General features: G+C 44.1%; 21 protein-coding genes, 1 tRNA gene and 1 riboswitch. Of the genes, 20 read left to right on the forward strand and 2 right to left on the reverse strand.

Translation table 11 applies throughout. The features are described 5' to 3' along the window. Positions 1 to 60: 60 nt before the first annotated feature. From I2D69_RS08545 to I2D69_RS08595, 11 genes are all read left to right on the forward strand, one after another. Entirely contained in the window at positions 61 to 849 is a 789-nt protein-coding gene (locus I2D69_RS08545) for a sirohydrochlorin cobaltochelatase (RefSeq protein ID WP_173769683.1), read from the forward strand. A 70-nt stretch (positions 850 to 919) separates the two neighbouring features. Next, positions 920 to 1,108, forward strand: a riboswitch (cobalamin riboswitch). Between the two features lie 101 nt (positions 1,109 to 1,209). Continuing rightward, positions 1,210 to 2,301 (forward strand): ABC transporter substrate-binding protein, encoded by a 1,092-nt coding sequence (locus I2D69_RS08550; protein ID WP_227198920.1) that lies wholly within the window; start codon positions 1,210 to 1,212, stop codon positions 2,299 to 2,301. A 35-nt stretch (positions 2,302 to 2,336) separates the two neighbouring features. Beyond that, a complete protein-coding gene (locus I2D69_RS08555) occupies positions 2,337 to 3,404 on the forward strand; it encodes an iron ABC transporter permease (RefSeq protein ID WP_227198919.1) in 1,068 nt (355 codons plus the stop codon). Beyond that, positions 3,401 to 4,156: an ABC transporter ATP-binding protein gene (locus I2D69_RS08560; protein WP_195379739.1), complete on the forward strand. Its 756-nt coding sequence runs from the start codon at positions 3,401 to 3,403 to the stop codon at positions 4,154 to 4,156. The genes I2D69_RS08555 and I2D69_RS08560 overlap by 4 nt, the downstream gene beginning before the upstream one ends. Before the next feature lie 34 nt (positions 4,157 to 4,190). Continuing rightward, on the forward strand, positions 4,191 to 4,544 hold the full coding sequence (locus tag I2D69_RS08565) for a CGGC domain-containing protein (protein ID WP_173769685.1): 354 nt from the start codon (positions 4,191 to 4,193) through the stop codon (positions 4,542 to 4,544). A 183-nt stretch (positions 4,545 to 4,727) separates the two neighbouring features. Then, on the forward strand, positions 4,728 to 5,957 hold the full coding sequence (gene hemA / locus I2D69_RS08570) for a glutamyl-tRNA reductase (RefSeq protein ID WP_195379740.1): 1,230 nt from the start codon (positions 4,728 to 4,730) through the stop codon (positions 5,955 to 5,957). Next, entirely contained in the window at positions 5,947 to 6,432 is a 486-nt protein-coding gene (locus I2D69_RS08575; protein WP_148462846.1) for a bifunctional precorrin-2 dehydrogenase/sirohydrochlorin ferrochelatase, read from the forward strand. Before hemA ends, I2D69_RS08575 begins: the two co-directional genes overlap by 11 nt. Then, entirely contained in the window at positions 6,425 to 8,863 is a 2,439-nt protein-coding gene (gene hemC / locus I2D69_RS20950; protein ID WP_195379741.1) for a hydroxymethylbilane synthase, read from the forward strand. Before I2D69_RS08575 ends, hemC begins: the two co-directional genes overlap by 8 nt. After that, a complete protein-coding gene (gene hemB, locus I2D69_RS08585; RefSeq protein ID WP_195379742.1) occupies positions 8,854 to 9,837 on the forward strand; it encodes a porphobilinogen synthase in 984 nt (327 codons plus the stop codon). The genes hemC and hemB overlap by 10 nt, the downstream gene beginning before the upstream one ends. Continuing rightward, complete coding sequence (gene hemL, locus I2D69_RS08590) at positions 9,837 to 11,108, forward strand: glutamate-1-semialdehyde 2,1-aminomutase (RefSeq protein ID WP_195379743.1); 1,272 nt, start codon at positions 9,837 to 9,839, stop codon at positions 11,106 to 11,108. The genes hemB and hemL overlap by 1 nt, the downstream gene beginning before the upstream one ends. 223 nt (positions 11,109 to 11,331) lie before the next feature. After that, positions 11,332 to 12,420, forward strand: a complete 1,089-nt coding sequence (locus I2D69_RS08595) for a lactonase family protein (RefSeq protein WP_195379744.1) — start codon at positions 11,332 to 11,334, stop codon at positions 12,418 to 12,420. Between the two features lie 118 nt (positions 12,421 to 12,538). Here I2D69_RS08595 and aroC read toward each other — a convergent pair whose 3' ends face one another. Continuing rightward, positions 12,539 to 13,630 (reverse strand): chorismate synthase, encoded by a 1,092-nt coding sequence (aroC, locus tag I2D69_RS08600; protein WP_195379745.1) that lies wholly within the window; start codon positions 13,628 to 13,630, stop codon positions 12,539 to 12,541. Between the two features lie 263 nt (positions 13,631 to 13,893). Here aroC and I2D69_RS08605 point away from each other — a divergent pair, with 263 nt between their 5' ends. From I2D69_RS08605 to I2D69_RS08620, 4 genes are all read left to right on the forward strand, one after another. Next, positions 13,894 to 14,835 (forward strand): magnesium transporter CorA family protein, encoded by a 942-nt coding sequence (locus I2D69_RS08605; RefSeq protein ID WP_148462836.1) that lies wholly within the window; start codon positions 13,894 to 13,896, stop codon positions 14,833 to 14,835. Between the two features lie 13 nt (positions 14,836 to 14,848). After that, entirely contained in the window at positions 14,849 to 15,706 is an 858-nt protein-coding gene (locus tag I2D69_RS08610) for a hypothetical protein (RefSeq protein ID WP_118580009.1), read from the forward strand. Between the two features lie 98 nt (positions 15,707 to 15,804). Beyond that, positions 15,805 to 17,238, forward strand: a complete 1,434-nt coding sequence (gene pyk / locus I2D69_RS08615; protein WP_118580012.1) for a pyruvate kinase — start codon at positions 15,805 to 15,807, stop codon at positions 17,236 to 17,238. Between the two features lie 88 nt (positions 17,239 to 17,326). Then, positions 17,327 to 18,613, forward strand: a complete 1,287-nt coding sequence (locus tag I2D69_RS08620) for a diaminopimelate decarboxylase (protein ID WP_173735328.1) — start codon at positions 17,327 to 17,329, stop codon at positions 18,611 to 18,613. Positions 18,614 to 18,890: 277 nt separating this feature from the next. On the opposite strand, the gene I2D69_RS08625 is transcribed toward I2D69_RS08620, so the two are convergent. Beyond that, positions 18,891 to 18,973: transfer RNA gene (locus I2D69_RS08625), tRNA-Leu, on the reverse strand. A gap of 148 nt (positions 18,974 to 19,121) precedes the next feature. Here I2D69_RS08625 and ftsH point away from each other — a divergent pair. The 5 genes from ftsH to I2D69_RS08650 all read left to right on the forward strand — a co-directional run bounded on the left by ftsH (position 19,122) and on the right by I2D69_RS08650 (position 25,695). Then, positions 19,122 to 20,981 carry an ATP-dependent zinc metalloprotease FtsH gene (ftsH, locus tag I2D69_RS08630; protein WP_173769727.1) on the forward strand — a complete coding sequence of 620 codons (1,860 nt, stop codon included), beginning with the start codon at positions 19,122 to 19,124 and terminating at the stop codon, positions 20,979 to 20,981. A 236-nt stretch (positions 20,982 to 21,217) separates the two neighbouring features. Beyond that, positions 21,218 to 21,556 (forward strand): zf-HC2 domain-containing protein, encoded by a 339-nt coding sequence (locus I2D69_RS08635; RefSeq protein ID WP_173735330.1) that lies wholly within the window; start codon positions 21,218 to 21,220, stop codon positions 21,554 to 21,556. 23 nt (positions 21,557 to 21,579) lie between these two features. Continuing rightward, complete coding sequence (gene polA / locus I2D69_RS08640; RefSeq protein ID WP_173718132.1) at positions 21,580 to 24,219, forward strand: DNA polymerase I; 2,640 nt, start codon at positions 21,580 to 21,582, stop codon at positions 24,217 to 24,219. Positions 24,220 to 24,311: 92 nt separating this feature from the next. After that, the gene (gene coaE, locus I2D69_RS08645; protein WP_148462829.1) at positions 24,312 to 24,911 is read left to right on the forward strand and encodes a dephospho-CoA kinase; all 600 of its coding nucleotides are present in this window, start codon (positions 24,312 to 24,314) and stop codon (positions 24,909 to 24,911) included. Further along, positions 24,898 to 25,695: an MBL fold metallo-hydrolase gene (locus I2D69_RS08650; RefSeq protein ID WP_173718133.1), complete on the forward strand. Its 798-nt coding sequence runs from the start codon at positions 24,898 to 24,900 to the stop codon at positions 25,693 to 25,695. The genes coaE and I2D69_RS08650 overlap by 14 nt, the downstream gene beginning before the upstream one ends. Positions 25,696 to 25,724: the final 29 nt, after the last annotated feature.

Genomic DNA, 25,724 nt, shown 5'->3' on the forward strand with positions numbered 1-25,724 from the left:
GAAAAAATTTATTTTTACCTTATAATTACAGTGTAAAAATAAAACTATGGAGGTAAGAGAATGGGTAATCTCACCAAGAAAGCAATTCTTGTGGTAAGCTTTGGAACCAGCCATGAGGATACCAGAAAAGTGACTATTGACGCAATTGAAGAGACAATTGGAGCCGCTTTTCCCCAGTACAGGATTTATCGTGCCTGGACAAGCAAGATGATCCTGGCGAAGATTGAAAAACGGGATCACATTCATTATGATAACGTGAAAGAAGCTATGGAGCGCATGGCACAGGACGGAATCGAAGAGGTGATCGTTCAGCCAACTCACGTAATGAATGGAGTGGAGAACGATCTTATGAAAGCAGACGTTCTTGCAGCTGCTAATCACTTCCAGTCTGTGAAATTCGGCAATCCGCTGCTTACCACAGAAGAAGACAATGCATATGTGGTAAAAACAATTACAGATGTATTTCCTGTAATTCAGGATAAGAAGACTGCACTTGTGCTTATGGGTCATGGAACAGAGCATTATGCAAATACGGTTTATGCCGCTCTTGATTACAGATTCAAAGATATGGGATATGAAAATGTGATCGTGGCAACCGTAGAGGGTTATCCGGAAATTGACCAGGCTTTGAACCAGCTGGAGAAAAGCGATGCCAAGAAAGTTGTGATCGCACCATTTATGATCGTGGCAGGTGACCATGCCAAGAATGATATGGCAGGGGAGGAAGCGGATTCCTGGAAAAATGTGATCGGAGCGAAAGGCTATAAAGTAGAAACTGTTTTGAAGGGTCTTGGCGAATACGAAAGCATTCGGAGGCTGTTTGTAGAGCATATAAAAACTGCCAGATAATTGACCAAAAAATTTGCAAATTGGTAATAATATTGTTGTTTTTAAAGAAGAGATATGCTAGACTGTTGAAGTAATTGAATACCAGTTAAGTGAACGGCGATTTCGCTGTGAGAGGGAATCAGGTGCAACGCCTGAACGGTTGCGGCCACTGTATACAGGAAGGCTGGCTTATGAAAACCATTGCGTATATGCGTGAGAAGGGAAGCCATGCTGTTACTACCTGCGAGTCAGGAAACCTGCTTGACGAAGGTAAGAAGAGGAGCTTCCGTAAAAAGTGCCTTTTAAGTCACGGGTAGTAGTGACGCTTTTTGAAGCCCCATCTTTTCGGTTACGAAAACAAACGAAAAGAGAGGAAAAGAAATGAAAAACAAAGTTTTAACTACAAGAATCATGGCTATGATGATGGCTGCTGCTATGACCATGTCCGCAGCGCCTGCAGTATATGCAGCAGAGCGTGCAGACTCTGAGACCATCAAAGAGGATAACCAGCCGGCCGAAGAGACTGCAGATGCTTCCGAGGAAGAGGATGCTTCTGAGGGTGAGACCAGAACCGAGTATCCTTTAACCATCACCACCTATGATTACGATGGAAACGAGATCGAAACCATCTATGAAAAAGCACCGGAAAAGGTTATCGCAGTATATCAGGGCAGCATTGAGACAATGCTGGCACTTGGACTTGAGGACCGCCTTGTTGCAACTGCAGGTCTTGACAACGAAGTTCCGGATGATCTGAAAGAAGCATTTTCTAAAACAAATTATCTTGATGAATTTACCCCATCCCTTGAAACTGTCACTATGCTGGAGCCAGATATGATCCTTTCCTGGAGTTCCCTGTTTTCTGATAAGAACCTTGGAAATGTAACCAACTGGATCGATAAAGGCTGCAACACTTATTATAACTCTAATACCCGTCCAGGCGGTGAGAGAACACTGGAAAATGAATATACAGATATTCTGAACCTTGGTAAGATTTTTGACGTACAGGATAAGGCAGAAGCAATTGTTGACGATATCAAAGCTGTAATTGACAACACACTTGAGGCAACAAAAGATGTAGAAGAGAAACCTACAGTAATGGTTCTTGAGCCACTTGGTGAGGACATTACAAACTATGGCGCAAGCAGTCTCGGAGGAGATATGGTAACCAAGTTAGGTGCAACTCTTGCAAATCCAGATGCTTCTACCGTTGGAAAAGAGGACATTATTGCAGCAAACCCGGATGTGATCTTTGTGGTATACATGCCATATGCAGGTGACGATCCACAGAGTGTTCTGGAAAGCCAGATGGCCGTGATCCAGGATGATGAAGCCCTCCAGAGCCTTGACGCAGTAAAGAATGGCCGTGTATATCCAATTATGCTCAGCGAAATGTACGCAAGTGCAACCCGTACCCAGGACGGAGTGGAAACATTTGCTAAGGGATTATATCCAGATGTTGCAATTGATTAATTGGATTGTGGAATGGATATATTGAGGAAAAAACAGTGAAAAAAGAGAAAATTTTTCGTTCATCTATCTATGCAACAGCTCTTGTGGGACTTGCCGCATTTCTGGTTTTTTCCATTCTGGCAGCTGTTACATTTGGAAATGCAGATCTGTCATTGAAAGATGTATACAGCGTGATTCTGTACAAAATATTCCACATAAAAAGTATGGCCTCCTACTCTGAGGGGGCCATTCATGATGTTGTATGGCTGATCCGGCTTCCAAGGGTTCTTCTGGCACTGGCGGTAGGTATGGCTCTTTCTGTGTGTGGCGTGGTCATGCAGGCAATTGTGCAGAATCCTTTGGCAGATCCTTATGTACTTGGAATTTCTTCTGGTGCTTCTTTCGGGGCAACTCTGGCGATCATGCTTGGAATCGGCAGCTTCCTTGGAGGAAACTCCGTAGGGCTTTGCGCATTTATAGGAGCCATGCTCACATCCTTTGCGGTTATTGCAATTGCCAATATGGGAGGCAAAGCAACATCGGCGAAGCTGATTCTTGCAGGAATGGCAATCAGCGCAGTCTGTTCTGCTTTTTCCAATTTTGTGATCTACATAACAAATGACAAAAATGGTGCCACAGAGGTTATGAAATGGACCATGGGAAGTCTTGCCGGGGCCAACTGGTCAAGGGTAAGTGTGATGCTTCCTGTGACGCTGGTGTGTGTAGTGCTTTTCTGGACGCAGTACAGGAATTTGAATCTGATGCTGTTGGGCGATGAAGTATCTATTACCCTGGGAACAGATCTGCACAGATTTCGGACTGCATATCTGATTCTTTCTTCTGTGATGGTAGGATTTGCCGTGTATTGTGCCGGAGTGATCGGTTTTGTAGGTCTGGTGATTCCTCATGTGGTAAGAATCTTGTTTGGAACAGATCACTGCCGCCTGATCCCCCTTAGTGCTCTGCTTGGAAGTTCCTTTCTGATATGGTGTGATGTGGCGTGCCGTGTGATCCTGAAAAACTCAGAAATGCCTATCGGTGTTCTGGTTTCCATTATTGGAGCGCCTTGTTTTATCTATTTACTGGTTCGCAAATCTTATGGTTTCGGAGGGAAAAAGGGATGAAAATAACCACAGAAAATATCCGGGTAAATTTTCAGGCAAAAGAAATCCTTAAGGGAATTTCCATTGAAACCAGAGATAAGGAATTGGTGGGGATCATTGGACCTAACGGAAGTGGAAAGTCCACTTTGCTGAAATGTATTTACCGTGTATTAAAGGCAGATTCCGGAGCTGTATATCTTGATGGGGAAGAACTTTATGCTATGAATGCAAAAAGCTCCGCAAAGAAAATGGCGGTGGTAGCCCAGCACAATTACTATAATTTTGATTTCAGCGCAAGAGAAGTAGTTTTGATGGGGCGTGCGCCTCATAAAAAAACTCTGGAAAGAGACAATGCAGATGACTACCGGATCGTAGAGGAAGCGCTGAAAATCGTTCAGATGGACAAATTTGCAGACCGCAGCTTTTCCACTTTATCAGGAGGCGAGCAGCAACGCGTGATTCTTGCAAGAGCCCTTGCACAGCAGACGCCTGCCCTGATCCTGGATGAGCCTACCAATCATCTTGATATCACTCATCAGATCATGCTGATGAAGCTGGTAAAGAATCTGGATGTTACCGTGATCTCTGCAATTCATGATCTGAACATTGCAGCTGCATACTGCGACCGGATTTATGTTTTAAAAGACGGTGTTCTGGAGGGGGAGGGTACTCCTGGGGAAGTTTTGACACCGGAGCTGATCCGACGGATTTATAAGGTGGAATCAGAAGTTGTCTATGACAGTCAGGGGAAAATGCATATTTTGTTCTTATAAAATAAACAGGCACAAGAGTTAAAAGGTGAGAAAAATGACAAAGATCGGAACTTTGACCTGTCTTCATTCCAACGATGTCTGTGCCAGGGTGGGATGTCTGAAGGCTTTTATGGAACGGGAGGCCTTTTTTAAGGAATATTCCCAGGATACCTGTTTGGCAGCAATGATGACATGCAATGGATGTAAAAGTATGAATCCTGCAGAACCAGATGATGACAAAGGAATTCTGGAAAAAATTGACAGGCTGGTCAGTGAAGACATAAAAGTTATGCATGTTGGTGTATGTTGTCTGATCGACGGCAAAAAAGAGTGCCCAAGAATAACCCGTATCTGTGAAATGCTGGAAGACAGAGGCATTCAGGTGGTTAGAGGCACTCATAGGGAATGAAAAGATAAGAAGAATATAAGAAAACTTCCAGACGGATAAGTAGCCCATAATCGAACCGCCTGGAAGTTTTTCATTGTTGTTTTATTGACAATCTCCCTGCAAATTAGTAAAATTAGCGGTGGCGGAAAAAAGATAGAAACACAAAACGCCAAAGCAAAATGTTTTTAAGGAGAATTACATAAGATGAGTATTTCCATGATTGGAATCGACCATAGTATGGCTCCCATAGATATAAGAGCCTTATTTGCATTTACCAGAAAAAATGCAGGAGAGGCAATGGAGAAAATAAAAGAGCAGCCTGGAATCAACGGCTGCATTATCCTGTCCACATGCAACCGCCTGGAAGTCTGGGCAAGCGTTGATGAGGAAACTGAGATTTCTTTATATGAAGAGCTTTGCAGATTAAAAAAAATACAGAACAGGGAATACGAGAAGTATTTTATAAAACGGGAAGGTCATGACGCTGTAGAACATCTGTTTTATCTTGCATCAGGGCTGAAATCCCAGATTTTGGGTGAAGACCAGATCCTGACGCAGGTAAAGGACGCCCTTGGAATTGCCAGAGAACATTTTACCACAGACGGAGCTCTGGAGGTGCTTTTTCGAATGGCCGTGACAGCAGGCAAGAAGATCAAAACAGAAGTCCCATTTTCCCATGGAAATCCATCTGTGATCCATCAGGCTATACAAATGCTGGAAAAACAAGGCTATTCAGTAAAAGAAAAGGTCTGTATGGTGATCGGAAACGGTGAGATGGGAAAGGTGGCAGCTCAGACCCTGATGGAGAGCGGAGCAGATGTGACGGTAACAGTCCGTCAGTACCGAAGTGGTATGGTAAGCATTCCTTTTGGCTGTAAAAGAATTAATTATGGAGAACGAATGGAATATCTGCCAAAATGCGATCTTGTGGTAAGCGCCACGGCAAGTCCCAACTTCACTTTGCGCGAAGAGCTGTTTGAGGATCTGGAACTGGAGAAGACCATTGTACTTATTGACCTGGCGGTTCCAAGAGATATTGAACCAGAGGTGGGCAGGTTTGAAGGTGTGACTTTATATGACATGGACAGCTTCAAAACGGATGAGAAGCCTGCCGAGCTTCAGGAACATCTGGAGGCAGCTGGAAAAATCGTCCGTGAGCAGATGGATGAATTTTTCAAATGGCTGGAAGGGAAAGATCTGATCCCGCGTATACAGGAAATTAAAGAAAATGCAGTAAATGATTTTAATTTAAGAATTATGAAGCCTCTGAAAAACACTCATATGGAAGAGCAGGAAAAAGAGCAGCTGTTGAGTGCAGTGGACCGTGCAATGGAAAAGGTTGTAAACAAAATGTTGTTTGGACTCAGGGACAGCATGAATGAACAGGCATTTCTGGAATGTGTAGCAGGACTGGAGAAAACATATGAAAAATAAGCGTTATTTCCCACTGTATGTGGATTTATCGGATAAGAATATTGTGGTAGTGGGTGGGGGAACCATTGCCACAAGAAGAGTGAAAGCATTATTATTATTTACCAGGAATATTACAGTAATCGCACCGAAGATGACAGCCGATCTCTGGGAACTGGGCAAGCTGGGAAAAATTCAGATCCAGCCCCGCCCTGTGAAAAAATCAGATTTCTCTATGGCTTATATGGTGCTGGCTGTTACGAATAACAGTGAGTTAAATGAGGAAATTTACCGTATCTGTAAAGAAGAGGGAATTTATGTAAATGTTGCAAGTGATAAGAATTTGTGCGATTTTTACTTTCCCGGAATTTGTCTGAAGGATGATATTGTAGTGGGAATCACGGCCAGCGGTGTCAATCACAAAAAGGCTAAGGCAGTAAGAGAAAAAATGCAGGCACTTCTGGAAGAACTGGAAAAAGATGAGGATAGTTATGAATAAAAAAGTTGTGATCGGAAGCAGGGAGAGCAAGCTTGCCGTACTGCAAAGCCAGATGGTGAGGGACTATATTGTCTGCAAGCACCCGGAAACAGATGTGGAAATTCTTACCATGAAGACCACAGGTGATAAAATTCTGGACCGTACACTTGATAAAATCGGAGGAAAAGGTCTGTTTGTAAAAGAACTGGATCGGGCGCTTCTGGAAGGAAGAAGCCAGTTGTCAGTTCATAGTCTGAAAGATATGCCAATGGAAATCTCAGAGGAACTTCCCATACTTGCTTTTTCCAGACGTGAAGATGCAAGGGATGTACTGGTTCTTCCAGAAGGCTGCCATACTTTGGATCCGTCCAAACCCATCGGATGTTCCAGTCTTCGAAGAAAACTGCAGCTGAAAGAAATTTATCCGGATATGAATGTGAAAAGCATTCGCGGAAATCTTCAGACAAGACTGGAGAAACTGGATAACGGAGATTATGCAGGGTTAGTTCTTGCAGCCGCAGGGTTGAAGCGTCTGGGACTTGAAAAAAGAATCAGCCGGTATTTTGATACAGAAGAAATGGTTCCGGCAGCAGGTCAGGGAATCCTGGCTGTCCAGGGAAGAAAAGGGCTGGATTATGAATATCTGGAAGGATATGACGATCTGCAGGCACACCAGGCGGCAGCAGCGGAGCGTGCCTTTGTGAAATATTTAAACGGAGGCTGTACTTCTCCTGTGGCAGCCTATGGAGAAATCAAAGATGGTCAGTTGAAACTTACCGGCCTTTATTACGAGGAAGAAACCGGACATTACCTGAAAGGATATAAAACAGGAAATCCTTCAGATGCAGAAGAACTGGGAACTTCTCTTGCAAAAGAACTGCAGGAGCGCTGCAAAGTGGAATACAAAGAGTCTGGCTTGCAGGAAGACAACAAAAAAGAACCGGGAAAAGTCTGGCTAGTGGGAGCCGGTCCTGGAGATGTGGGACTTTTTACAATGAAAGGTGCCCAGGTGCTGGAACAGGCAGATGTGGTTGTTTATGACAGCCTGGTAGGACAGGGAATCCTGACCAGAATTCCTGCTTCTGCAAAATTGATCAACGTGGGAAAACGTGCCGGCCACCATACCATGTCCCAGGAGAAGATCAATCAGGTTCTTGCTGAAGAGGCAAAAAAGGGCAACAAGGTAGTACGCCTGAAAGGCGGCGATCCTTTTCTCTTTGGACGAGGAGGAGAGGAGCTGGAGCTTCTTACAAAGGAGGGCATTCCTTATGAAATAGTTCCTGGTGTGACATCCCCGATTTCCGTACCTGCATACAATGGGATTCCTGTGACACATCGGGATTTCTGTTCCTCTGTCCATGTTATCACCGGACATAAACGCAAGGGTATGGAGTACGACATTGATTTTGGGGCACTGGTGCATACAAAGGGAACTCTTGTTTTTCTTATGGGAATCACTGCCATGGAGGATATCTGCAATGGTCTTATGAAAGCTGGTATGGAACCGGATATGCCTGCCGCTGTTTTGTCCAAAGGAACCACAGCAGGTCAGAAACGAGTGGTGGCTACTGTTGGTACCCTGAAAGCCGCGGCTGACCAGGCGAAGATCCAGACACCGGCCATTATTGTGGTAGGAAAGGTCTGCACTCTGGCAGATGATTTTGCCTGGTATGAGAAATTACCTCTGGCAGGCTGGAAGATCCTTGTCACCCGGCCAAAGGAGAATATTTCCAGAACTGCGGCCCTTCTTCGGGAGAAAGGTGCAGAAGTACTGGAACTTCCATCCATCAGTATTATCCCTCTGGAGGATCAGAGCAGACTGTACCAGGCCTTTTCTCATATCCGCAGCTATGACTGGCTGGTATTTACAAGTCCTGCAGGCGTGGAAGTTTTCTTCAGGCAAATGGAGAAAAAGAAGATCGACCTGCGTTCTCTTGGAAATGCAAAAATCGCGGTGATCGGTGAGGGCACAAAGAAGAAGTTTCTGGAAAGAGGAATCTATCCGGATTTCATGCCTTCTGTTTATGATGGAAATACCCTTGGAAAAGAACTTGGCGCTCTTTTAAATGGAACAGAAAAGATTCTGATTCCAAGAGCCTCCCTTGGAAACAGGGAGCTGGCAGAAGAACTGAAAAAAACAGGTGCACAGGTGGATGATGTTCCGACTTATGAGACCGGATATGTAAGCAGTCCTCTTATTAATGAGAAGAAAGAATTTGAAGAGGGCACCATTGACCTGGCTGTATTTACCAGTGCTTCCACAGTGAAAGGCTTTGTGGAGAGTACCAAAGGACTTGATTATTCCAGGGTTCGTGCTGCATGTATTGGGAAACAGACTCGTGCAGCGGCGGATTCTTATGGAATGCAGACATATATGTCAGAAAAAGCAACCATCGACAGTCTGATCGAACTGGTTGAGACACTGAAGAGGAGTGAAGAAAAATGGAACTGATTAAGAGACCTAGAAGATTAAGGGGCAGTGCAAATTTGCGAAAAATGGTGAGAGAGACCAGAATGGACAAATCTTCTCTTATCTATCCGCTGTTTGTAATGGAAGGAAATGGAATCCAGGAAGAGATTCCTTCCATGGAAGGGCAGTACCGTTACAGCCTGGACCGTCTTCCCTATAAGCTGGAGCAGTTGGAAAAAGCAGGAGTAAACAGCATTATGCTTTTTGGAATCCCGGATCATAAGGATGAAGTCGGAAGCGGCGCTTACGCTCAGGATGGTATTGTACAGAAGGCACTTCGGGAAGCAAAGAGCAGATTTCCAGAGATGTATTATGTGACAGATGTGTGTATGTGTGAATATACCTCTCACGGTCACTGCGGCGTTCTTTGCGGCCATGATGTTGACAACGACAAGACATTGGAGCTTCTGGCAAAAACAGCTCTGTCTCATGCGCAGGCTGGCTCTGATATGATCGCGCCTTCCGATATGATGGACGGACGTGTAGCTGCCATCCGTAAAGAACTGGATCTGGGCGGTTATACCAATATTCCGATCATGTCTTATGCGGTGAAATATGCTTCTGCGTTCTATGGTCCATTCCGCGATGCAGCCGGAAGTGCTCCTGCTTTTGGAGACCGCAAGAGCTATCAGATGGATTTCCACAACAGAAGAGAGGGAATGAAAGAAGCTCTTATGGATATTGAAGAAGGCGCTGATATTATTATGGTGAAGCCTGCCATGTCCTATCTTGATATGGTATCTGAGATCTCCAAGGCTGTGAATGTTCCGGTAGCTGCCTATAGTGTAAGCGGTGAGTATGCCATGGTGAAGGCTGCAGCAAAGATGGGCTGGATCGATGAAGAGCGGATCGTTGGAGAAATGGCGGTGGGAGCTTATCGTGCAGGTGCACAGATTTATATCACCTATTTTGCAGAAGAAATTGCAAAAATGATGGAGGAAGGGAGAATCGGATAATGACAAAGTCTGAGAAGCTTTTTGAGAGAGCGGTAAAAAGAATCCCTGGCGGTGTAAACAGTCCGGTGCGTGCATATGGCGCTATTGGAGAAGCACCGAGATTTATTGAACGTGCAGATGGCTGCTATATTTATGATGTAGATGGCAATCGTTATATTGATTACATAGATTCCTGGGGACCAATGATCCTGGGACACAATTTTCCTGCAATACGGGAAAGCGTTCTGAAGGCATGTGAAAAAGGCCTGAGTTTTGGATGCGCTACAGAGATTGAAGTGGAAATGGCTGAATTTATCTGTGACAGAATCTCGCATGTGGATATGGTCCGAATGGTCAATTCTGGTACAGAGGCTGTTATGAGTGCAATCCGTGTGGCAAGAGGTTATACGGGGAAAAATAAGATCATCAAATTTGCAGGCTGCTATCATGGACACAGTGATGCCATGCTGGTAAGCGCAGGTTCCGGTGTGATGACAAGTGGTGTGCCGGACAGTGCCGGTGTTCCAAAAGGCTGTACAGAGGATACTATGCTGGCAGCTTACAACGATCTTGGCAGTGTGGAGACTCTTTTTCAGCAGGCAGATGGCCAGGTGGCAGCAGTGATCGTGGAAGCAGTTGGAGCCAACATGGGCGTAGTTCCGCCAAGGGAAGGATTTCTGCAGGGACTTCGCGCTCTTTGCGACCAATACCATGCCCTTCTTATTTTTGATGAGGTGATTACCGGATTCCGACTTGCATTTGGCGGCGCAGCACAGTATTTTGGTGTAACACCGGATCTGGTTACTTATGGAAAAATCATTGGTGCCGGAATGCCGGTAGGTGCATATGGCGGAAGAAGAGATGTGATGGAATTGGTTGCTCCGGCAGGAAAAGTATATCAGGCAGGTACTTTAAGCGGAAATCCGGTAGCTATGGCTGCCGGGCTTACCCAGCTGAAATATTTGTATGACCATCAGGAAATTTACACGGAACTGGAGAAAAAGGGAGAGCTTCTCTACGGTGGAATGGGAAAAATCGTGAAAGAAAAAGGTCTGAATTACCAGATGAATTATGTGGGCTCTCTTGGAAGCCTGTTCTTTACGGGACAGCCTGTTGTCGATTATGTTTCTGCAAAATCTTCTGACACAGTGGCATTTGCAGAATATTTCAAAAAAATGCTGAATATGGGAATTCATATGGCTCCGTCCCAGTTTGAAGCCATGTTCCTGTCAGCGGCTCATACAGATGAAATTATTATGGAAACTCTGGATGCAGTAAAGCTTGTTCTTTGAAAATGTGTGTGGTATAATTTAGACACAATTACATAAAAGAAACCAGAATACGAGTTGCTGTAATAAAATGCGGCTGTAATAAATGAACCGTGGCAGAGGATTTACTGATATAGAGAATGCAGTAATATTCAGAGCTGCACAGTGACCCGCTACGCTGTAAAAAAGATCGGAAGAACAGCGTGAACGGACGGTTTCCAGAAAGAGACTGTAGGAGGCTAGACAAATGGGTAAGAAATATGTGGCTTATGTAGGAACCTATACTCACGGAACCAGCAAGGGAATTCAGGTTTATGACGTGAACCTGGAAGAAGGTACTCTCACAGAGAGAAGTGAAGTGGAAGTAAGTAATGCGTCTTATACCGCGGTATCCAAGAATGGAAAATACCTTTATTCTATCGAGGATGAGGGCGTTGCGGTATTCAAGCGTGATCATAATGGCGATTTGGCACGTATCAACAGCGTGGATATTGATGGCATGAGAGGTTGTTTCCTTGCTACAGACGTAGATGGCAAATATCTTTACGTAGCAGGTTATCACGATGGAAAGGTAACCGTTGTACACACTCATAAGGATGGACGTCTTGGAAGTGTTATGGACGGTGTTTTCCACACTGGTCTTGGAAGTGTTGCAGAGCGTAACTTCCGTCCTCACGTAAACTGTGTACGTCCTACTCCGGATAATAAATATCTCTGCGCAGTAGATAATGGAATTGACCAGATCAAGGTTTACCGGATCAATAAGCGCACAGATAAGCTGGAGCTGGTTGATATTGTAAGATGCCCGAGAGAGAGCGGACCGCGTATTATCCGTTTCAGTGCAGATGGACGTTTCGCATATGTGCTTTTTGAGCTGAGCAATGAGATAAAGGTTTATAGCTATAACGGAAATGGAGATATTCCGGAATTTGAACTGCTTCAGAGCATTTCTACCCTGGCGAAGAAAGAGGATGGAGGTGTATCTCACAATGCTGCTTCCGGACTTGCACTTGCACCGGATGGCAAGCACCTGTTCTGCACCACAGCCGGTGAGAACACAGTGGGCATGTTTGAAGTGGATTCTGAGACAGGACTTCTGGAACGCAAGCTTGTTCTTCCAGTAAGTGGTGACTATCCGAAAGACCTTGTAATCTTCCCGGATAACCAGCACATTGCCGTTGCCAACCATTCCAGCAACAGCATTACCACCTTCAAGGTTGACTATGAGAAGAACATCATTATGATGAAAGGCAAGCCGCGTAAGATCGAGACTCCGAACTGCATCAATATCTGGCCGGTACCGGATGGAAATGATATTGAGGATTTGGAGGCATAGGTATATTTTTTCAAACACGCGTTAGTGTGAATAGTGAATTTTTTCACAGATTATATAAATAATGAAGGCAGTTATCTGAATGAGAGAAAGATTCAGGTAACTGCCTTTTTGACGAATTTTAAAGATAAAAGTTTTTTACATAGTCCATGCGTGCACTCATATTGGAGAACATGGCATCTACCAGTGTGATGGCGGCCATGGATTCCACGACTACAACGGCGCGGGGCACGATCACAGGATCATGGCGGCCTTTGATTTCGATGGAGGTGTTCTCGCCGGTAGTGGTAACAGTCTGCTGAGGCTGTGCAATGGATGGGGTTGGTTTGATGTGGGCGCGGAGGAGAATTTCACCGCCGTCACTGATTCCGCCTAAAATGCCTCCAGAGTGGTTGGTGGTCTTTACAATTCTGCCATTTTCCATGTGGAAGCCATCATTGTTTTCGGAACCCTTCATGGTGGAAACCTTTACACCATCGCCGATTTCCACTGCTTTTACGGCGCCAATAGACATCAGTGCCTGGGCAAAAGCTGCATCTAGTTTTCCAAATACAGGATCTCCAATGCCAGCAGGAACGCCGCTTATACGGCACTCGACAACACCGCCTGCACTGTCCTCCTCTTTCATGCATTTCTCCAGATACTTGGCTGCTTTTTCTGCGGCAACCATATCTGGCATATAGAAAGAGTTTTCCGGTATTATTTCAGGGTGGTAGCTGTGGCAGGAGACTGGTCCGATGGAACTGGTGTAGGCCTGCAGGGTAATACCAAGTTCTTTCAGAATCCTGGCTGCAATGGCTCCTGCGGCAACTCGGCCGATGGTCTCACGTCCAGAGGAACGTCCACCGCCTCTGTAGTCGCGAAAACCATATTTACTGTCAAACCCAAAATCTGCATGTCCAGGACGATAGGTCTGCGCGATATTTCCGTAATCCCGGGAACGTTGGTCTTTGTTCCGCACGATCATGGAAATGGGGGTGCCAGTGGTCTGTCCCTCAAAGACTCCGGAAAGGATTTCGACTTCATCTCCTTCATTTCGGGCAGTGGTGTAACGGCTTTGGCCAGGCTTCCTTCTGTCCAGATAAGCCTGTATATCTGCCTCCGTAAGGAAAAGTCCTGCCGGAACGCCATCTACAACGGTGCCCAGTGCCTTGCCGTGGGACTCTCCCCAGGTAGTTACCGTAAATTTTTTTCCAAATGTTGACTGACTCATAGGCATAAATCCTTTCTTCTTCGGACTGCAGCAATCGCCAGTTGTGGAGGGAAAACTGCTGTGCCGAATTAAAGTATGAATGTGATGTTAAAGACATTATAGCGAAATGCAAAAAATTTGTAAACCGAATCTATTAGAATTGACAAAATTTCCTGTAGAAATTATAATTAAGCGTGTATTTTTGAGGATAGGAGCCCTGTCTGACAGAAAAGTGGGACAGCTGGTTTTTATACAGAAGCAAGAGATTGGAAGGAGTGCAGCTTGTGGTAAGGATTTTTAAGACAATAGAGGGTGCGATCCATGAGATTCAGGAGCCACAGGAGGATTGTTGGATTGCAATGACCAATCCCACTGCAACTGAGATCTTTGAGATGTCCGAAAGATTCGGAATCGAAGTAGATGATCTTCGCGCTCCTCTGGATGAGGAAGAGCGTTCTCGTATTGAAGTGGAAGATAATTATACACTGATCCTGGTAGATGTTCCTATGATCGAGGAACGCAATGACAAGGACTGGTATGGCACTATCCCTCTTGGTATTATTGTTACCAAGAAGATGATTTTTACCGTATGTCTGGAGGATACCCAGGTGCTTACCCGGTTTATGGAGGGAAGAGTACGTAATTTCTTTACCTATATGAAAACCAGATTCATTTTGCAGATCCTGTACCGCAATGCCACTATGTACCTGCATTATCTGCGTATTATAGATAAGAAAAGTGAACAGGTGGAGGAGAAGCTCCACATGTCCACCCGTAATCAGGAACTAATGGAACTGTTGGAACTGGAGAAATCCCTGGTTTATTTTACTACATCTCTTCGGTCGAACGAGGTAGTACTGGAGAAGCTTCTGAAGGTAGAGAGCATTAAGCAGTACCCGGAGGATACGGATCTTCTGGAAGATGTTATCATTGAGAATAAACAGGCAATCGAGATGGCCAATATATACAGCGGTATCTTAAGCAGCATGATGGGGACTTTTGCCTCGGTTATTTCCAATAACCTGAATGTGGTTATGAAGGTTTTGTCCGTTATCACGATTGTAATGAGTATTCCCACTATTGTGTTCAGTGCATATGGAATGAACCTGAGCCCTTCGGGAATGCCGTTTTCTGCTGACAAATGGGGATTTTTAGTGGTGATATTGCTGTCCATACTGGTGAGTATTGTGGCAGCTGTGATTCTGTCCAAGAAGAAATTTTTCTGAATAGGAGGATTACATGAAATTTATTGATAAGCTGGAACGAAAATTTGGAAGATTTGGTATTCCCAATCTCACAATTTACATGATTGTATGCTATGTGATCGGTTATGCACTGATGATCGTGAATCCAGGCATACTGAACTGGCTGAGCCTGGAACCAGCGTATATTCTGCGGGGACAGGTATGGAGACTGGTAACCTGGGTACTGTATCCACCGAGCACTTCCGGAGTATTATGGTTTGCAATTGCAGTTCTGTTCTTTTATTATCCAATTGGAACTTCTCTGGAGCGGACGATTGGAACTTTTAAATATACGTTGTATATTCTTTCGGGCGTGATATTTACAATTTTGGGAGCGTTTATTCTGTATTTCCTTCTCGGAGGAAATGTTCTGGTAGGAAACGTATTTTCTACTTATTATATCAGTCTGTCCACATTCCTTGCATATGCAATGTGTTATCCGGATATGCAGGTTCTGCTTATGTTTATCATTCCGGTGAAGATGAAGTGGATGGCAATTTTTTATGTGGTGATCGTTGTATATGAAATGATTCAGTACGTTATGGCAGGTGCATGGTATCTGGTGATCCCGATTGTGGCTTCACTGTTGAATTTCATTATTTTTTACTTTGGAACAAAGGATTTCAGCCGGTATAACCCGAAGGAGATCCACAGAAGAAATGAATTCCGCAGAGCAATGGAACCCCAGGGACGTATGAAATCAGGCAGCGGCAGTGTGACCAAGCACAAATGCGCGATTTGCGGACGTACTGAGCTTGATGATCCTAATCTGGAATTTCGTTTTTGTTCCAGATGCAATGGAAATTATGAGTATTGCCAGGATCATCTTTTTACACATACACATGTGAAATGAAATTAATGTAATTGTTAACCGGTAACATCGCATGGCTGCTGTGAACGATGTGGGCAGCAGCCAGCAAATGACTGAAAAGACAGAGGGAAAGACTGCTTATGAAGAGAACAAAAATTATCTGTACTATGGGACCAGCATCCAGTAAGAAAAATACTTTAAGAGCTATGATGCGTGCCGGAATGGATATTGCACGTTTTAATTTTTCCCATGGTTCTCATGAAGAACACAGGGGAAGAGTAGACATGGTCAAAAACCTACGGGAAGAACTGAATATTCCGGTTGCCCTGCTTCTTGATACAAAGGGACCGGAGATCCGTACCAAGCTTCTTAAGGATCATAAGAAGATTACATTGGAGGCTGGAAGCGAATTTACACTTACTACCGGTGATATAGAGGGAGATGAGACCAGAGTCGCCATCACATATGAAAATCTTTACAAAGATGTGAAAAAAGGCGGCAAAATCCTGATTGATGATGGTCTGATCGAACTGGAGATTGAGAATATTAAGAATGGGGATATTGTCTGCCGTGTCTTAAACGGCGGCGAGCTTGGAGAGCGCAAAGGAATCAATGTTCCTTATGTGAATGTGAAGCTTCCGGGAATTACAGAGCAGGATAAAGATGATATTCTGTTTGGAATTACACAGGAGTTTGACTATATTGCAGCTTCTTTTGTCCGTGATGCAAAAGCGATTAAAGAAATCCGTCAGCTTTTGGATGAAAATGGCGGACATGATATTGGAATCATTGCCAAAATCGAGAATGCCGAAGGTGTTGAAAATATTGATGAGATCATCAAGGCTGCAGATGGTATTATGGTTGCCAGAGGTGATCTTGGTGTGGAGATTCCTCCTAGTGAGGTTCCTTATATCCAGAAAATGATCATCCGCAAGTGCAATGAGAACTATGTTCCGGTTATTACTGCTACCCAGATGTTGGATTCCATGATTCGCAATCCACGTCCTACAAGAGCAGAGGTGGCAGACGTTGCCAATGCTATTTACGACGGTACAGATGCTATTATGCTTTCCGGTGAGACTGCAGCTGGTAAATATCCGCTGGAAGCACTGAAGATGATGGTGGAGATTGCACAGACCACAGAGCCTCACCTGAATTATGAGGATTATACCCATAACCGCAATATGTGTGGTGAGAGCAGAGTGTCCAGCGCTGTGGGACTGGCAGCAGTGCAGACTGCAAGAGATCTGAAGGCCAAGGCCATTGTGACTCCTACCTTTGGAGGAAGAACAGCCAGACTGATTTCCAATTTCCGGCCGGAAGCTCCTATTTATGCTGTTACTCCCAATGATACGATTCTGCATAGACTTCAGCTTGTATGGGGCGTTACACCGTTGAAAGGATACGAGAAGGATTCCACAGAGCATATTATTTCCCAGGCCATGAGCGTTGTCCGCAGAAAGCGGCTTGCAAAGAAAGGAGACCTGATCGTATTTACGGTTGGAGATCCTGCTACCAATATGACCCGGGAAGGTGCTGTAACAAATATGCTGCATGTGATTGAAGCCAAATAAAGCTGTCACAGGCTCTGACTTGTGACAACAGAAAAATTACTTTTTAAGAGCAGCGAGTGCTGTATTTTACAAACGAGGAGAAACTATTATGAAAAAGACACCTTTTGTAACACTGGAAAAGGTACAGGAAATTGCCGGAAAATATCCTACCCCATTTCATCTTTATGATGAGAAAGGAATCCGGGAGAATGCACAGGCTTTAAAGGAAGCTTTTGCATGGAACAAAGGCTTTAAGGAGTTTTTTGCAGTAAAGGCAACCCCGAACCCATTCCTGATCAAGATTTTGCAGGAATATGGCTGCGGATGTGACTGCTCATCCATGACAGAACTGATGCTTTCCAAAGCTATCGGATGTAAGAAGGGAGACATTATGTTTTCCTCCAACGACACTCCGGATAAAGAGTTTAAATATGCAGATGAGATAGGTGGAATTATCAATCTTGATGACATCACTCATATTGAGAGTGTAGAGAAAGCTGTTGGAAAGATTCCGGAGATTATCAGCTGCCGTTATAATCCTGGCGGAGTGTTCAAAATCAGTAACGATATTATGGATAATCCCGGGGATGCAAAATATGGCATGACTACGGAGCAGATTTTTGATGCATTCCGTATCCTGAAGAGTAAGGGCGCCAGGGAGTTTGGAATTCATGCATTTCTTGCCAGCAATACAGTGACGAATGATTACTACCCGATGCTTGCGAAGGTTATGTTTGAACTTGCTGTGAAGCTTCAGAAGGAGACTGGGGCGCATATTAAATTCATCAATCTTTCCGGTGGTATAGGTATTCCTTATCGCCCAGAGCAGACTCCAAACGATATTCGTGCAATTGGAGAGGGTGTACGCAAGGTATATGAAGAAGTTCTGGTTCCGGAAGGAATGGGAGATGTAGCTATTTATACAGAACTTGGACGATTCATGATGGGACCTTATGGTTGCCTGGTAACAAAAGCGATTCATGAGAAGCACACTCACAAAGAGTATATCGGTGTGGATTCCTGCGCAGTAAACCTTATGCGGCCGGCTATGTACGGTGCTTATCATCATATTACTGTTCTTGGAAAAGAGGATCAGGTTTGCGATCATCTGTATGATATCACAGGATCTCTTTGCGAGAATAATGATAAGTTTGCAATTGACCGTTATCTTCCGAAGATTGATATGGGAGATTATCTGGTGATTCATGATACTGGCGCACATGGTTTTTCCATGGGATATAATTACAATGGTAAATTGAAATCTGCGGAGATCCTTCTTCACGAAGATGGAAGCTTCGATATGATCCGTCGCGCCGAGACTCCAAGAGATTACTTTGCAACTTTCGACTGCTTCCCGATTTATGAGAAAATGCTGGAGGATGAAGACCGGGCGTAATTACTTATGAGTAAGATAAAAACAGTTTGATGCGTTTGGCTTGCAGACTGTGTAAATGAAAAGAGGAACCGCTGAAATGCTGGCGGATCCTCTTTTGCTATATAGAAAGAATTTCTTTGGAACAGTTGGAGATTGATGGTCAAAAGTATGAATCCACGAGGCAAATGCAGGGCAAATTTTTGACAACCCTTGCCATTTTTTGAAATTCTGAACAATAAAAAATCCCGTAAAATCAAGGATTTGACAGGATTTATATAACATATGAAATATGAAAAAGTGCCGGCAGTGGGACTTGAACCCACACGTAGTTGCCTACAACAGATTTTGAGTCTGCCTCGTCTGCCATTCCGACATGCCGGCGGTTGAACAATTGATATAATAGCACATTATAAAAATAAAGTAAAGATGAAATTATGAAAAGTTTATAAATTTTTGAGGCAGAATATTGATATTCATACATGGAAATGCTAAAGTATTTAACAGTTGACAGAAAATGGAGGAAATGCCAATGAATATTGACCATAAAAAACCAGAAAACCGGCCATTGTACATTTTTGCACTGATAGCGGTTGGGGTGATCCTTTTCCTGAACATATTTGCCATTCCTGCCATGCAGGAACGCTCTGTGGAGAAGACCGACTATAGTACATTCCTCAGCAATGTAGAGCGTGGAAATGTATCCAAGGCAGAGGTGCAGGACGATTATATCTATTATGTAGTCAGAAAGAACGGCGAGGACGTGGTGTGCAAGACTGTACGTATGGATGATCCAGACCTTGTAAGCCGCCTTTATGAAGCCGGAACCAGTATGGAAGCAGTGGAGCCTCAGAAGCAGTCCATCTTTCTCAGTCTGGTGATCGGATATGTGATTCCAATCGTAATCTTTGTTTTCCTTGGGAGATGGCTGAGTAAAAAGATGATGAGCTCTATGGGCGGAGGCCCTGGCGGAGCAATGTCCTTTGGAAAAAGCAATGCCAAAGTATATGTGAAGTCTTCTACAGGAATTAAATTTACAGATGTGGCAGGTGAGGACGAGGCGAAAGAGCTTCTTACGGAAATTGTAGATTATCTTCACAATCCACAGAAATACACGGAGATTGGAGCATCTATGCCCAAAGGCGCCCTTCTTGTAGGACCTCCTGGTACAGGTAAGACATTGCTCGCCAAGGCAGTTGCAGGAGAAGCAGAAGTACCGTTTTTCTCTATTTCCGGTTCGGAATTTGTGGAAATGTTTGTGGGCATGGGTGCTGCCAAGGTTCGTGATCTGTTTAAACAGGCAAATGAGAAGGCACCTTGTATTGTATTTATTGATGAGATTGATACCATTGGTAAGAAACGTGACAGCGGAAGCTTCACAGGTGGAAACGATGAACGTGAGCAGACATTAAACCAGCTGCTTACAGAGATGGATGGATTTGACGGCTCCAAGGGAGTTGTGATCCTGGCTGCTACCAACCGTCCGGATTCCCTGGATCCGGCCCTTCTGCGTCCAGGTCGTTTTGACAGACGTATTCCGGTAGAACTTCCGGATCTGAAAGGACGTGAGGAAATCCTGAAAGTCCATGCCAGAAAGATCAAAATCGCAGACAGTGTCCGTTTCGATGAAATTGCCAAGGCAGCAGCCGGCGCTTCCGGTGCAGAGCTTGCCAATGTTGTAAACGAGGCAGCTCTTCGTGCTGTCCGTGACGGCAGGAAGTTTGCTACCCAGGCTGACTTTGAGGAGAGTATTGAGGTAGTTATCGCTGGTTATCAGAAGAAAAACCGGGTGCTTTCCAATAAGGAGAAGTTGATCGTATCCTATCATGAGGTGGGACATGCACTTGTGGCGGCGAAACAGACGGATTCTGCTCCGGTTCACAAGATTACCATTATTCCCCGTACCTCAGGCGCTCTTGGATACACCATGCAGGTGGATGAGCAGGAGCACTTCCTGATGTCAAAGGAAGAATTGGAGAATAAAATTGCTACATTTACTGGTGGACGTGCTGCTGAAGAACTGATTTTCCACAGTATTACAACTGGCGCGTCGAATGATATCGAGCAGGCTACCAAGATTGCCCGAGGCATGATTTCACGCTATGGCATGAGCGATGAGTTTGATATGGTTGCGATGGAAAGTATGAACAATCAGTATCTGGGCGGTGATTCAAGTCTTAGCTGCTCCTTTGAAACACAGACACTTCTGGACAAAAAGGTAGTAGAGCTGGTACGAAGACAGCATGAGAAGGCCTATAAGATTCTTGAGGATAATATTGAGAAGCTTCATGAACTGGCAAAATATTTGTATGAGCATGAAACAATCACAGGCGAGGAATTTATGAAGATTTTAAATGATCCGCCGAAGTCTCTTACTGCCAGTGCAGAGTAAAAAAGCATTTTTGTATTATTTGACTGGATTTTGCGGCAATAAAGAGAACCGCATTGCCGGATATATAAAATAAGGGACAGCAGAAAATGATCGGATACCTCTTAAGCAGATTTTTGTTATTTACATTGTCTGTTTAAAGAGTAACCGTATCCGATCAAACATCTGCTGTCTCTTGTGTTTTGAGGGAGATTCGGATATAATAACAAATATGGGCTGCAAAAGGGAGGTGTGTTTCCATGAATTGTCAGACAGCAGAGAGTATGGTAAACCGATACATTGAGCATGATTTATCTGTAGATGAACTGGAGGATTTTCTGGAACATGTGGAGAATTGTCCGTCCTGTTACGACGAACTGGAAACTTATTTTATTGTTCATGCTGCCATGCAGCAGCTGGATGAGCAGAGCAGAGATTCCACATTGGATCTTCGGGAGCTTCTGGAAGAAGATATTCGTAAATCCAAGCATTATATACTGAAGATGAGATTCCGCCGCGCGCTGAGTGGAATGGGATTCTGCGCGTTGATTGCCGGACTGGGTGGATTTTTGATTTATATTATTATGCAGGTATTATAGGAAACACGGTACAGGAGGCTTATATGTGTGAGAAAATTTTACTGATAGATGGTCACAGTATTTTAAACAGGGCATTTTACGGACTTCCGGATCTGACTAATTCAGAAGGTCTGCATACAGGTGCTGTCTATGGCTTTTTAAATATCCTGTTTAAAGTGCTGGGAGAAGAGAAACCGGAATATCTGGCAGTGGCATTTGACAGAAGTGAGCCGACTTTTCGCCATGCGAAATACCCAGAATACAAAGGTACACGTAAGCCCATGCCTCAGGAACTAAAGGAACAGATTCCGCTCTTGAAAGAGATGCTTGAAAAGATGGAAATCGCCACAGTTTCCCTTGCAGGCTTTGAAGCAGACGATATTCTTGGTACGCTGGCGAAAAAAGGTGAAGAAAAAGGTATGGATGTAATCATTCTTTCCGGTGACCGTGATCTTTTACAGCTGGCGACTAAGAAAACCATGATCCGTCTGCCAAGGACTGCAAAAGGGCAGACTGTTATAGAAGACTATAAGGAAGACCAGGTGCAGGAGCGGTATCTGGTTACTCCTGCCCAGGTTATAGAATTAAAGGCTCTTATGGGTGATGCTGCCGACAATATTCCTGGAATTCCAGGTGTCGGAGAGAAGACAGCCACCAGGCTGCTTGCAGAATATGGCTCCATAGAAAATGCTTTTTCCCATGTGGAAGAGATTTCACAAAAGCGGGCCAGAGAATCTTTGAGGGAAAATTACCAGATGGCCCAGCTGAGTAAGGAGCTTGCAACTATTTGTACAAACAGCCCCATAGAATTTGAACAGGAGAAATTCCAGTTAGGAAATATTTTTACAAAGGAAGCCTACGAGCTATGCAGAAAATTGGATTTCCGGAATTTTCTGATGAAATTTGATCCGGCTGAAGTGAATGAAAATACAATAGAACAGGATTTTTTCATCTGCAATGATCTGGAGGGCTGTGAGGCACTTTTTGAAAAAGCGGGACAGGCAGAAGCTGTGGGAATAGCGCTTCTCTGGGATAAAGAAGGTGTCTATGGAGCTGGTCTGGCATTAGGGGAAGATGAAATGTATTATGTTCCTGTGGAGGGAATGGTAACAGCAGCTTATTTAAGTGATAAGATCGGCAGGCTGGGGAAGTCTACCACAGTTTGTTCCATGGACGTAAAAACCATGCTCAAGCGTGCTGATCTAACACCCGATGCAAACGTATTTGACTGTGGCATTGCAGCTTATCTTCTGAATCCTTTGAAAAGTACTTATACTTATGAAGAGCTTGCAAAAGATTATCTGGATGGGAAGCTCCTTCCGGGAAAAGAAGAGCTTCTGGGAAAAATATCCCTGAAAAAGGCCTGGGAGGAGGATATGCCGGAACTGGAACATCTGGCATGCTATATGGCGTATACCGCTTTTGCCACCAGAGCCCCCTTGAAAGCGAAGCTTCAGGAAACAGGTATGTGGAAGGTATACACAGAGATTGAACTTCCTCTTGTATTTACGTTAGATTCCATGGAAAAATGGGGAATCGAAGTAAAAGGAGAAGAATTGAAAAATTATGGTGAAAAGCTGACTGTCCGCATTCATGAACTGGAAAAGCTGATCTGGCAGCAGGCAGGAGAAGAATTTAATATCAATTCTCCGAAACAGCTTGGTGTGATCCTTTTTGAAAAAATGGCTATTCCGGGAGGAAAGAAAACGAAGACCGGCTACTCCACATCCGCAGATATATTAGAGAAACTGGCATCAGAGAATCCAATCGTAAATGATATTTTGGAATATCGTCAGCTTACAAAGCTGAAATCCACTTATGCAGACGGTCTTGGAGCCGTAATCGAGAAGGATGGAAGAATTCATTCCACTTTTAACCAGACCATAACTGCCACTGGCAGAATCAGCAGTACAGAGCCAAACCTTCAGAATATTCCAGTCCGAATGGAGCTTGGAAGACTGATCCGCAAAGTATTTGTACCGGAAGCTGGATTTGTATTCCTGGATGCTGATTACTCACAGATTGAGCTGCGTGTTCTGGCTCACATGTCCGGGGATGAAAAGCTGATCAAGGCTTACAGGGAGGCGGAAGATATTCATCGACTGACAGCGTCTCAGGTCTTTCATATTCCGCTTGAGGAGGTCACTCCTCTGCAAAGACGAAATGCCAAGGCGGTAAACTTTGGCATTGTATATGGCATCAGCTCTTTTGGTCTTAGCCAGGATCTTAGTATTACAAGAAAAGAGGCTGCCGCTTATATCCAGAAATATTTTGAGACCTATCCAAGCATAAAGGGATTTCTGGATGGACTTGTGGAGCAGGGAAAAGAAAAAGGCTATGTTTCCACTATGTTTGGCAGAAGAAGACCGGTTCCGGAACTGAAATCCAGCAATTTTATGCAGAGATCCTTTGGCGAGCGTGTTGCCATGAACTCGCCAATTCAGGGAACTGCCGCAGATATTATCAAAATTGCCATGAATCGTGTGTATAAACGTCTTTTGGATGAGAAACTGAGATCCAGACTGGTGCTTCAGGTCCACGATGAATTGCTGATCGAGACTTGGAAAGATGAAATCCCTCAGGTATCAAGAATTCTGGAAGAGGAAATGAAGGGTGCAGCCAATCTGGCAGTGGAGCTGGAAGTAGATATGCATCAGGGGAATAACTGGTACGAGGCAAAGTAGAATCAGAGCTATGTCTGGAATAGGATTGAGGAAGAAAATAGTTTGCACCTCATAATTACCAGGTGAAATCGAAGCAGTAAGGAATAGGACAAATGAAGACAATTGGTATTACAGGAGGAGTTGGTGCCGGAAAAAGTACGGTGCTTGCTTATCTTGAGAAAAAATATAATGCTTTTGTTATACAGGCTGACGAAGTGGGACATATTGTGATGGCTCCGGGACAGGAATGTTATCAGCCAGTGATTGATCTGTTTGGGAAAGATGTGATAAAAAACGATAAAACTATTGACCGGAAGAGGGTTTCCGATGTAGTATTTGAGCAACCGGATTTTTTGAGCCGCCTAAATGGAATAATTCATCCGGCTGTAAAAAGATATATCCTGAAAAGCCTGGAGGAACAGAAGAATAAGGGACGGAAGCTATGCATTGTGGAAGCTGCACTTTTTCTGGAAGAACATTACCAGGAGTTTTGTGATGAAGTATGGTATATTCATACAGATGAGGAAATCCGCATTCAGCGCCTGATGAAAAACCGAGGCTATACAAGGGAAAAATCTCTTGGAATTATCGGAAATCAGGCCAGCGAAGATTATTTTCGAGCCCATACAGATTTCGTTGTAGAAAATAACGGAAATGTGGAAAAAACCTGGAAGCAGATAGATGAAGGAGTAAGAAGAAATGAGACTTTGTAGCATTGCCAGTGGAAGCAGCGGAAACTGTATTTATGTGGGATCAGAAGAAACCCATGTTCTTGTAGATACAGGAATAAGCGGCAAAAGGATCGAGCAGGGACTGAACCAGCTGGAACTTACTGGCAGGGACATTGATGCGATTCTGGTCACTCATGAGCATTCCGATCATATCAGCGGTCTGGGGGTGATGGCACGCAGATACCACATTCCGGTTTATACTACAGGTGGAACTGCAGATGCAATCAGCAGAATGAAGAATATGAAGAATTTTCCGGAAGACACTTTTCATGAGATTGTGGAGGATCAGGATTTTCATATCAGGGATCTGACCATTCATCCTTTTTCTATTCCACATGACGCGGCACAGCCGGTAGGATACCGGGTTGAGTGTGAAGACAAGGCAGTTGGAATCGCCACAGATCTTGGAAAATATAACGATTACATAGTAGATAATTTACAAAATCTGGATGCTCTTTTGCTGGAGGCAAATCATGATATCCGTATGCTTCAGGTGGGAAGTTATCCCTATTATCTGAAACAGCGTATCTTAGGCGACAGGGGACATCTTTCCAATGAAAATGCAGGAAAGCTGCTTTGCAGGCTTTTGCATGATGACATGAAAGCTGTTTTTCTTGGACATTTAAGCAAAGAAAACAACTATGAGGCTCTTGCCTATGAGACTGTGTGCTCAGAGGTAACTCTTGGAGATAATCCATATAGATCAAAAGATTTTCAGATTCAGGTTGCGAAACGGGACAGTATTTCAGATGTGGTTGTATTGTAGAGGAGATAATTTACAGTAAAGAAACAAAA

It is taken from the genome of Ruminococcus sp. D54t1_190329_F1, assembly GCF_015551645.1.
In the GTDB taxonomy this organism is placed as follows: Bacteria; Bacillota; Clostridia; order Lachnospirales; family Lachnospiraceae; genus Blautia_A; species Blautia_A faecis.

Bases quoted from the DNA above. Each gene is read 5' to 3' on its own strand.
- I2D69_RS08545 (WP_173769683.1), top strand. From the start codon at position 61: ATGGGTAATCTCACCAAGAAAGCAATTCTTGTGGTAAGCTTTGGAACC.
- I2D69_RS08550 (WP_227198920.1), top strand. From the start codon at position 1,210: ATGAAAAACAAAGTTTTAACTACAAGAATCATGGCTATGATGATGGCT.
- I2D69_RS08560 (WP_195379739.1), top strand. From the start codon at position 3,401: ATGAAAATAACCACAGAAAATATCCGGGTAAATTTTCAGGCAAAAGAA.
- I2D69_RS08565 (WP_173769685.1), top strand. From the start codon at position 4,191: ATGACAAAGATCGGAACTTTGACCTGTCTTCATTCCAACGATGTCTGT.
- hemA (WP_195379740.1), top strand. From the start codon at position 4,728: ATGAGTATTTCCATGATTGGAATCGACCATAGTATGGCTCCCATAGAT.
- I2D69_RS08575 (WP_148462846.1), top strand. From the start codon at position 5,947: ATGAAAAATAAGCGTTATTTCCCACTGTATGTGGATTTATCGGATAAG.
- hemC (WP_195379741.1), top strand. From the start codon at position 6,425: ATGAATAAAAAAGTTGTGATCGGAAGCAGGGAGAGCAAGCTTGCCGTA.
- hemB (WP_195379742.1), top strand. From the start codon at position 8,854: ATGGAACTGATTAAGAGACCTAGAAGATTAAGGGGCAGTGCAAATTTG.
- hemL (WP_195379743.1), top strand. From the start codon at position 9,837: ATGACAAAGTCTGAGAAGCTTTTTGAGAGAGCGGTAAAAAGAATCCCT.
- I2D69_RS08595 (WP_195379744.1), top strand. From the start codon at position 11,332: ATGGGTAAGAAATATGTGGCTTATGTAGGAACCTATACTCACGGAACC.
- aroC (WP_195379745.1), bottom strand. From the start codon at position 13,630: ATGAGTCAGTCAACATTTGGAAAAAAATTTACGGTAACTACCTGGGGA.
- I2D69_RS08610 (WP_118580009.1), top strand. From the start codon at position 14,849: ATGAAATTTATTGATAAGCTGGAACGAAAATTTGGAAGATTTGGTATT.
- pyk (WP_118580012.1), top strand. From the start codon at position 15,805: ATGAAGAGAACAAAAATTATCTGTACTATGGGACCAGCATCCAGTAAG.
- I2D69_RS08620 (WP_173735328.1), top strand. From the start codon at position 17,327: ATGAAAAAGACACCTTTTGTAACACTGGAAAAGGTACAGGAAATTGCC.
- ftsH (WP_173769727.1), top strand. From the start codon at position 19,122: ATGAATATTGACCATAAAAAACCAGAAAACCGGCCATTGTACATTTTT.
- I2D69_RS08635 (WP_173735330.1), top strand. From the start codon at position 21,218: ATGAATTGTCAGACAGCAGAGAGTATGGTAAACCGATACATTGAGCAT.
- polA (WP_173718132.1), top strand. From the start codon at position 21,580: ATGTGTGAGAAAATTTTACTGATAGATGGTCACAGTATTTTAAACAGG.
- coaE (WP_148462829.1), top strand. From the start codon at position 24,312: ATGAAGACAATTGGTATTACAGGAGGAGTTGGTGCCGGAAAAAGTACG.
- I2D69_RS08650 (WP_173718133.1), top strand. From the start codon at position 24,898: ATGAGACTTTGTAGCATTGCCAGTGGAAGCAGCGGAAACTGTATTTAT.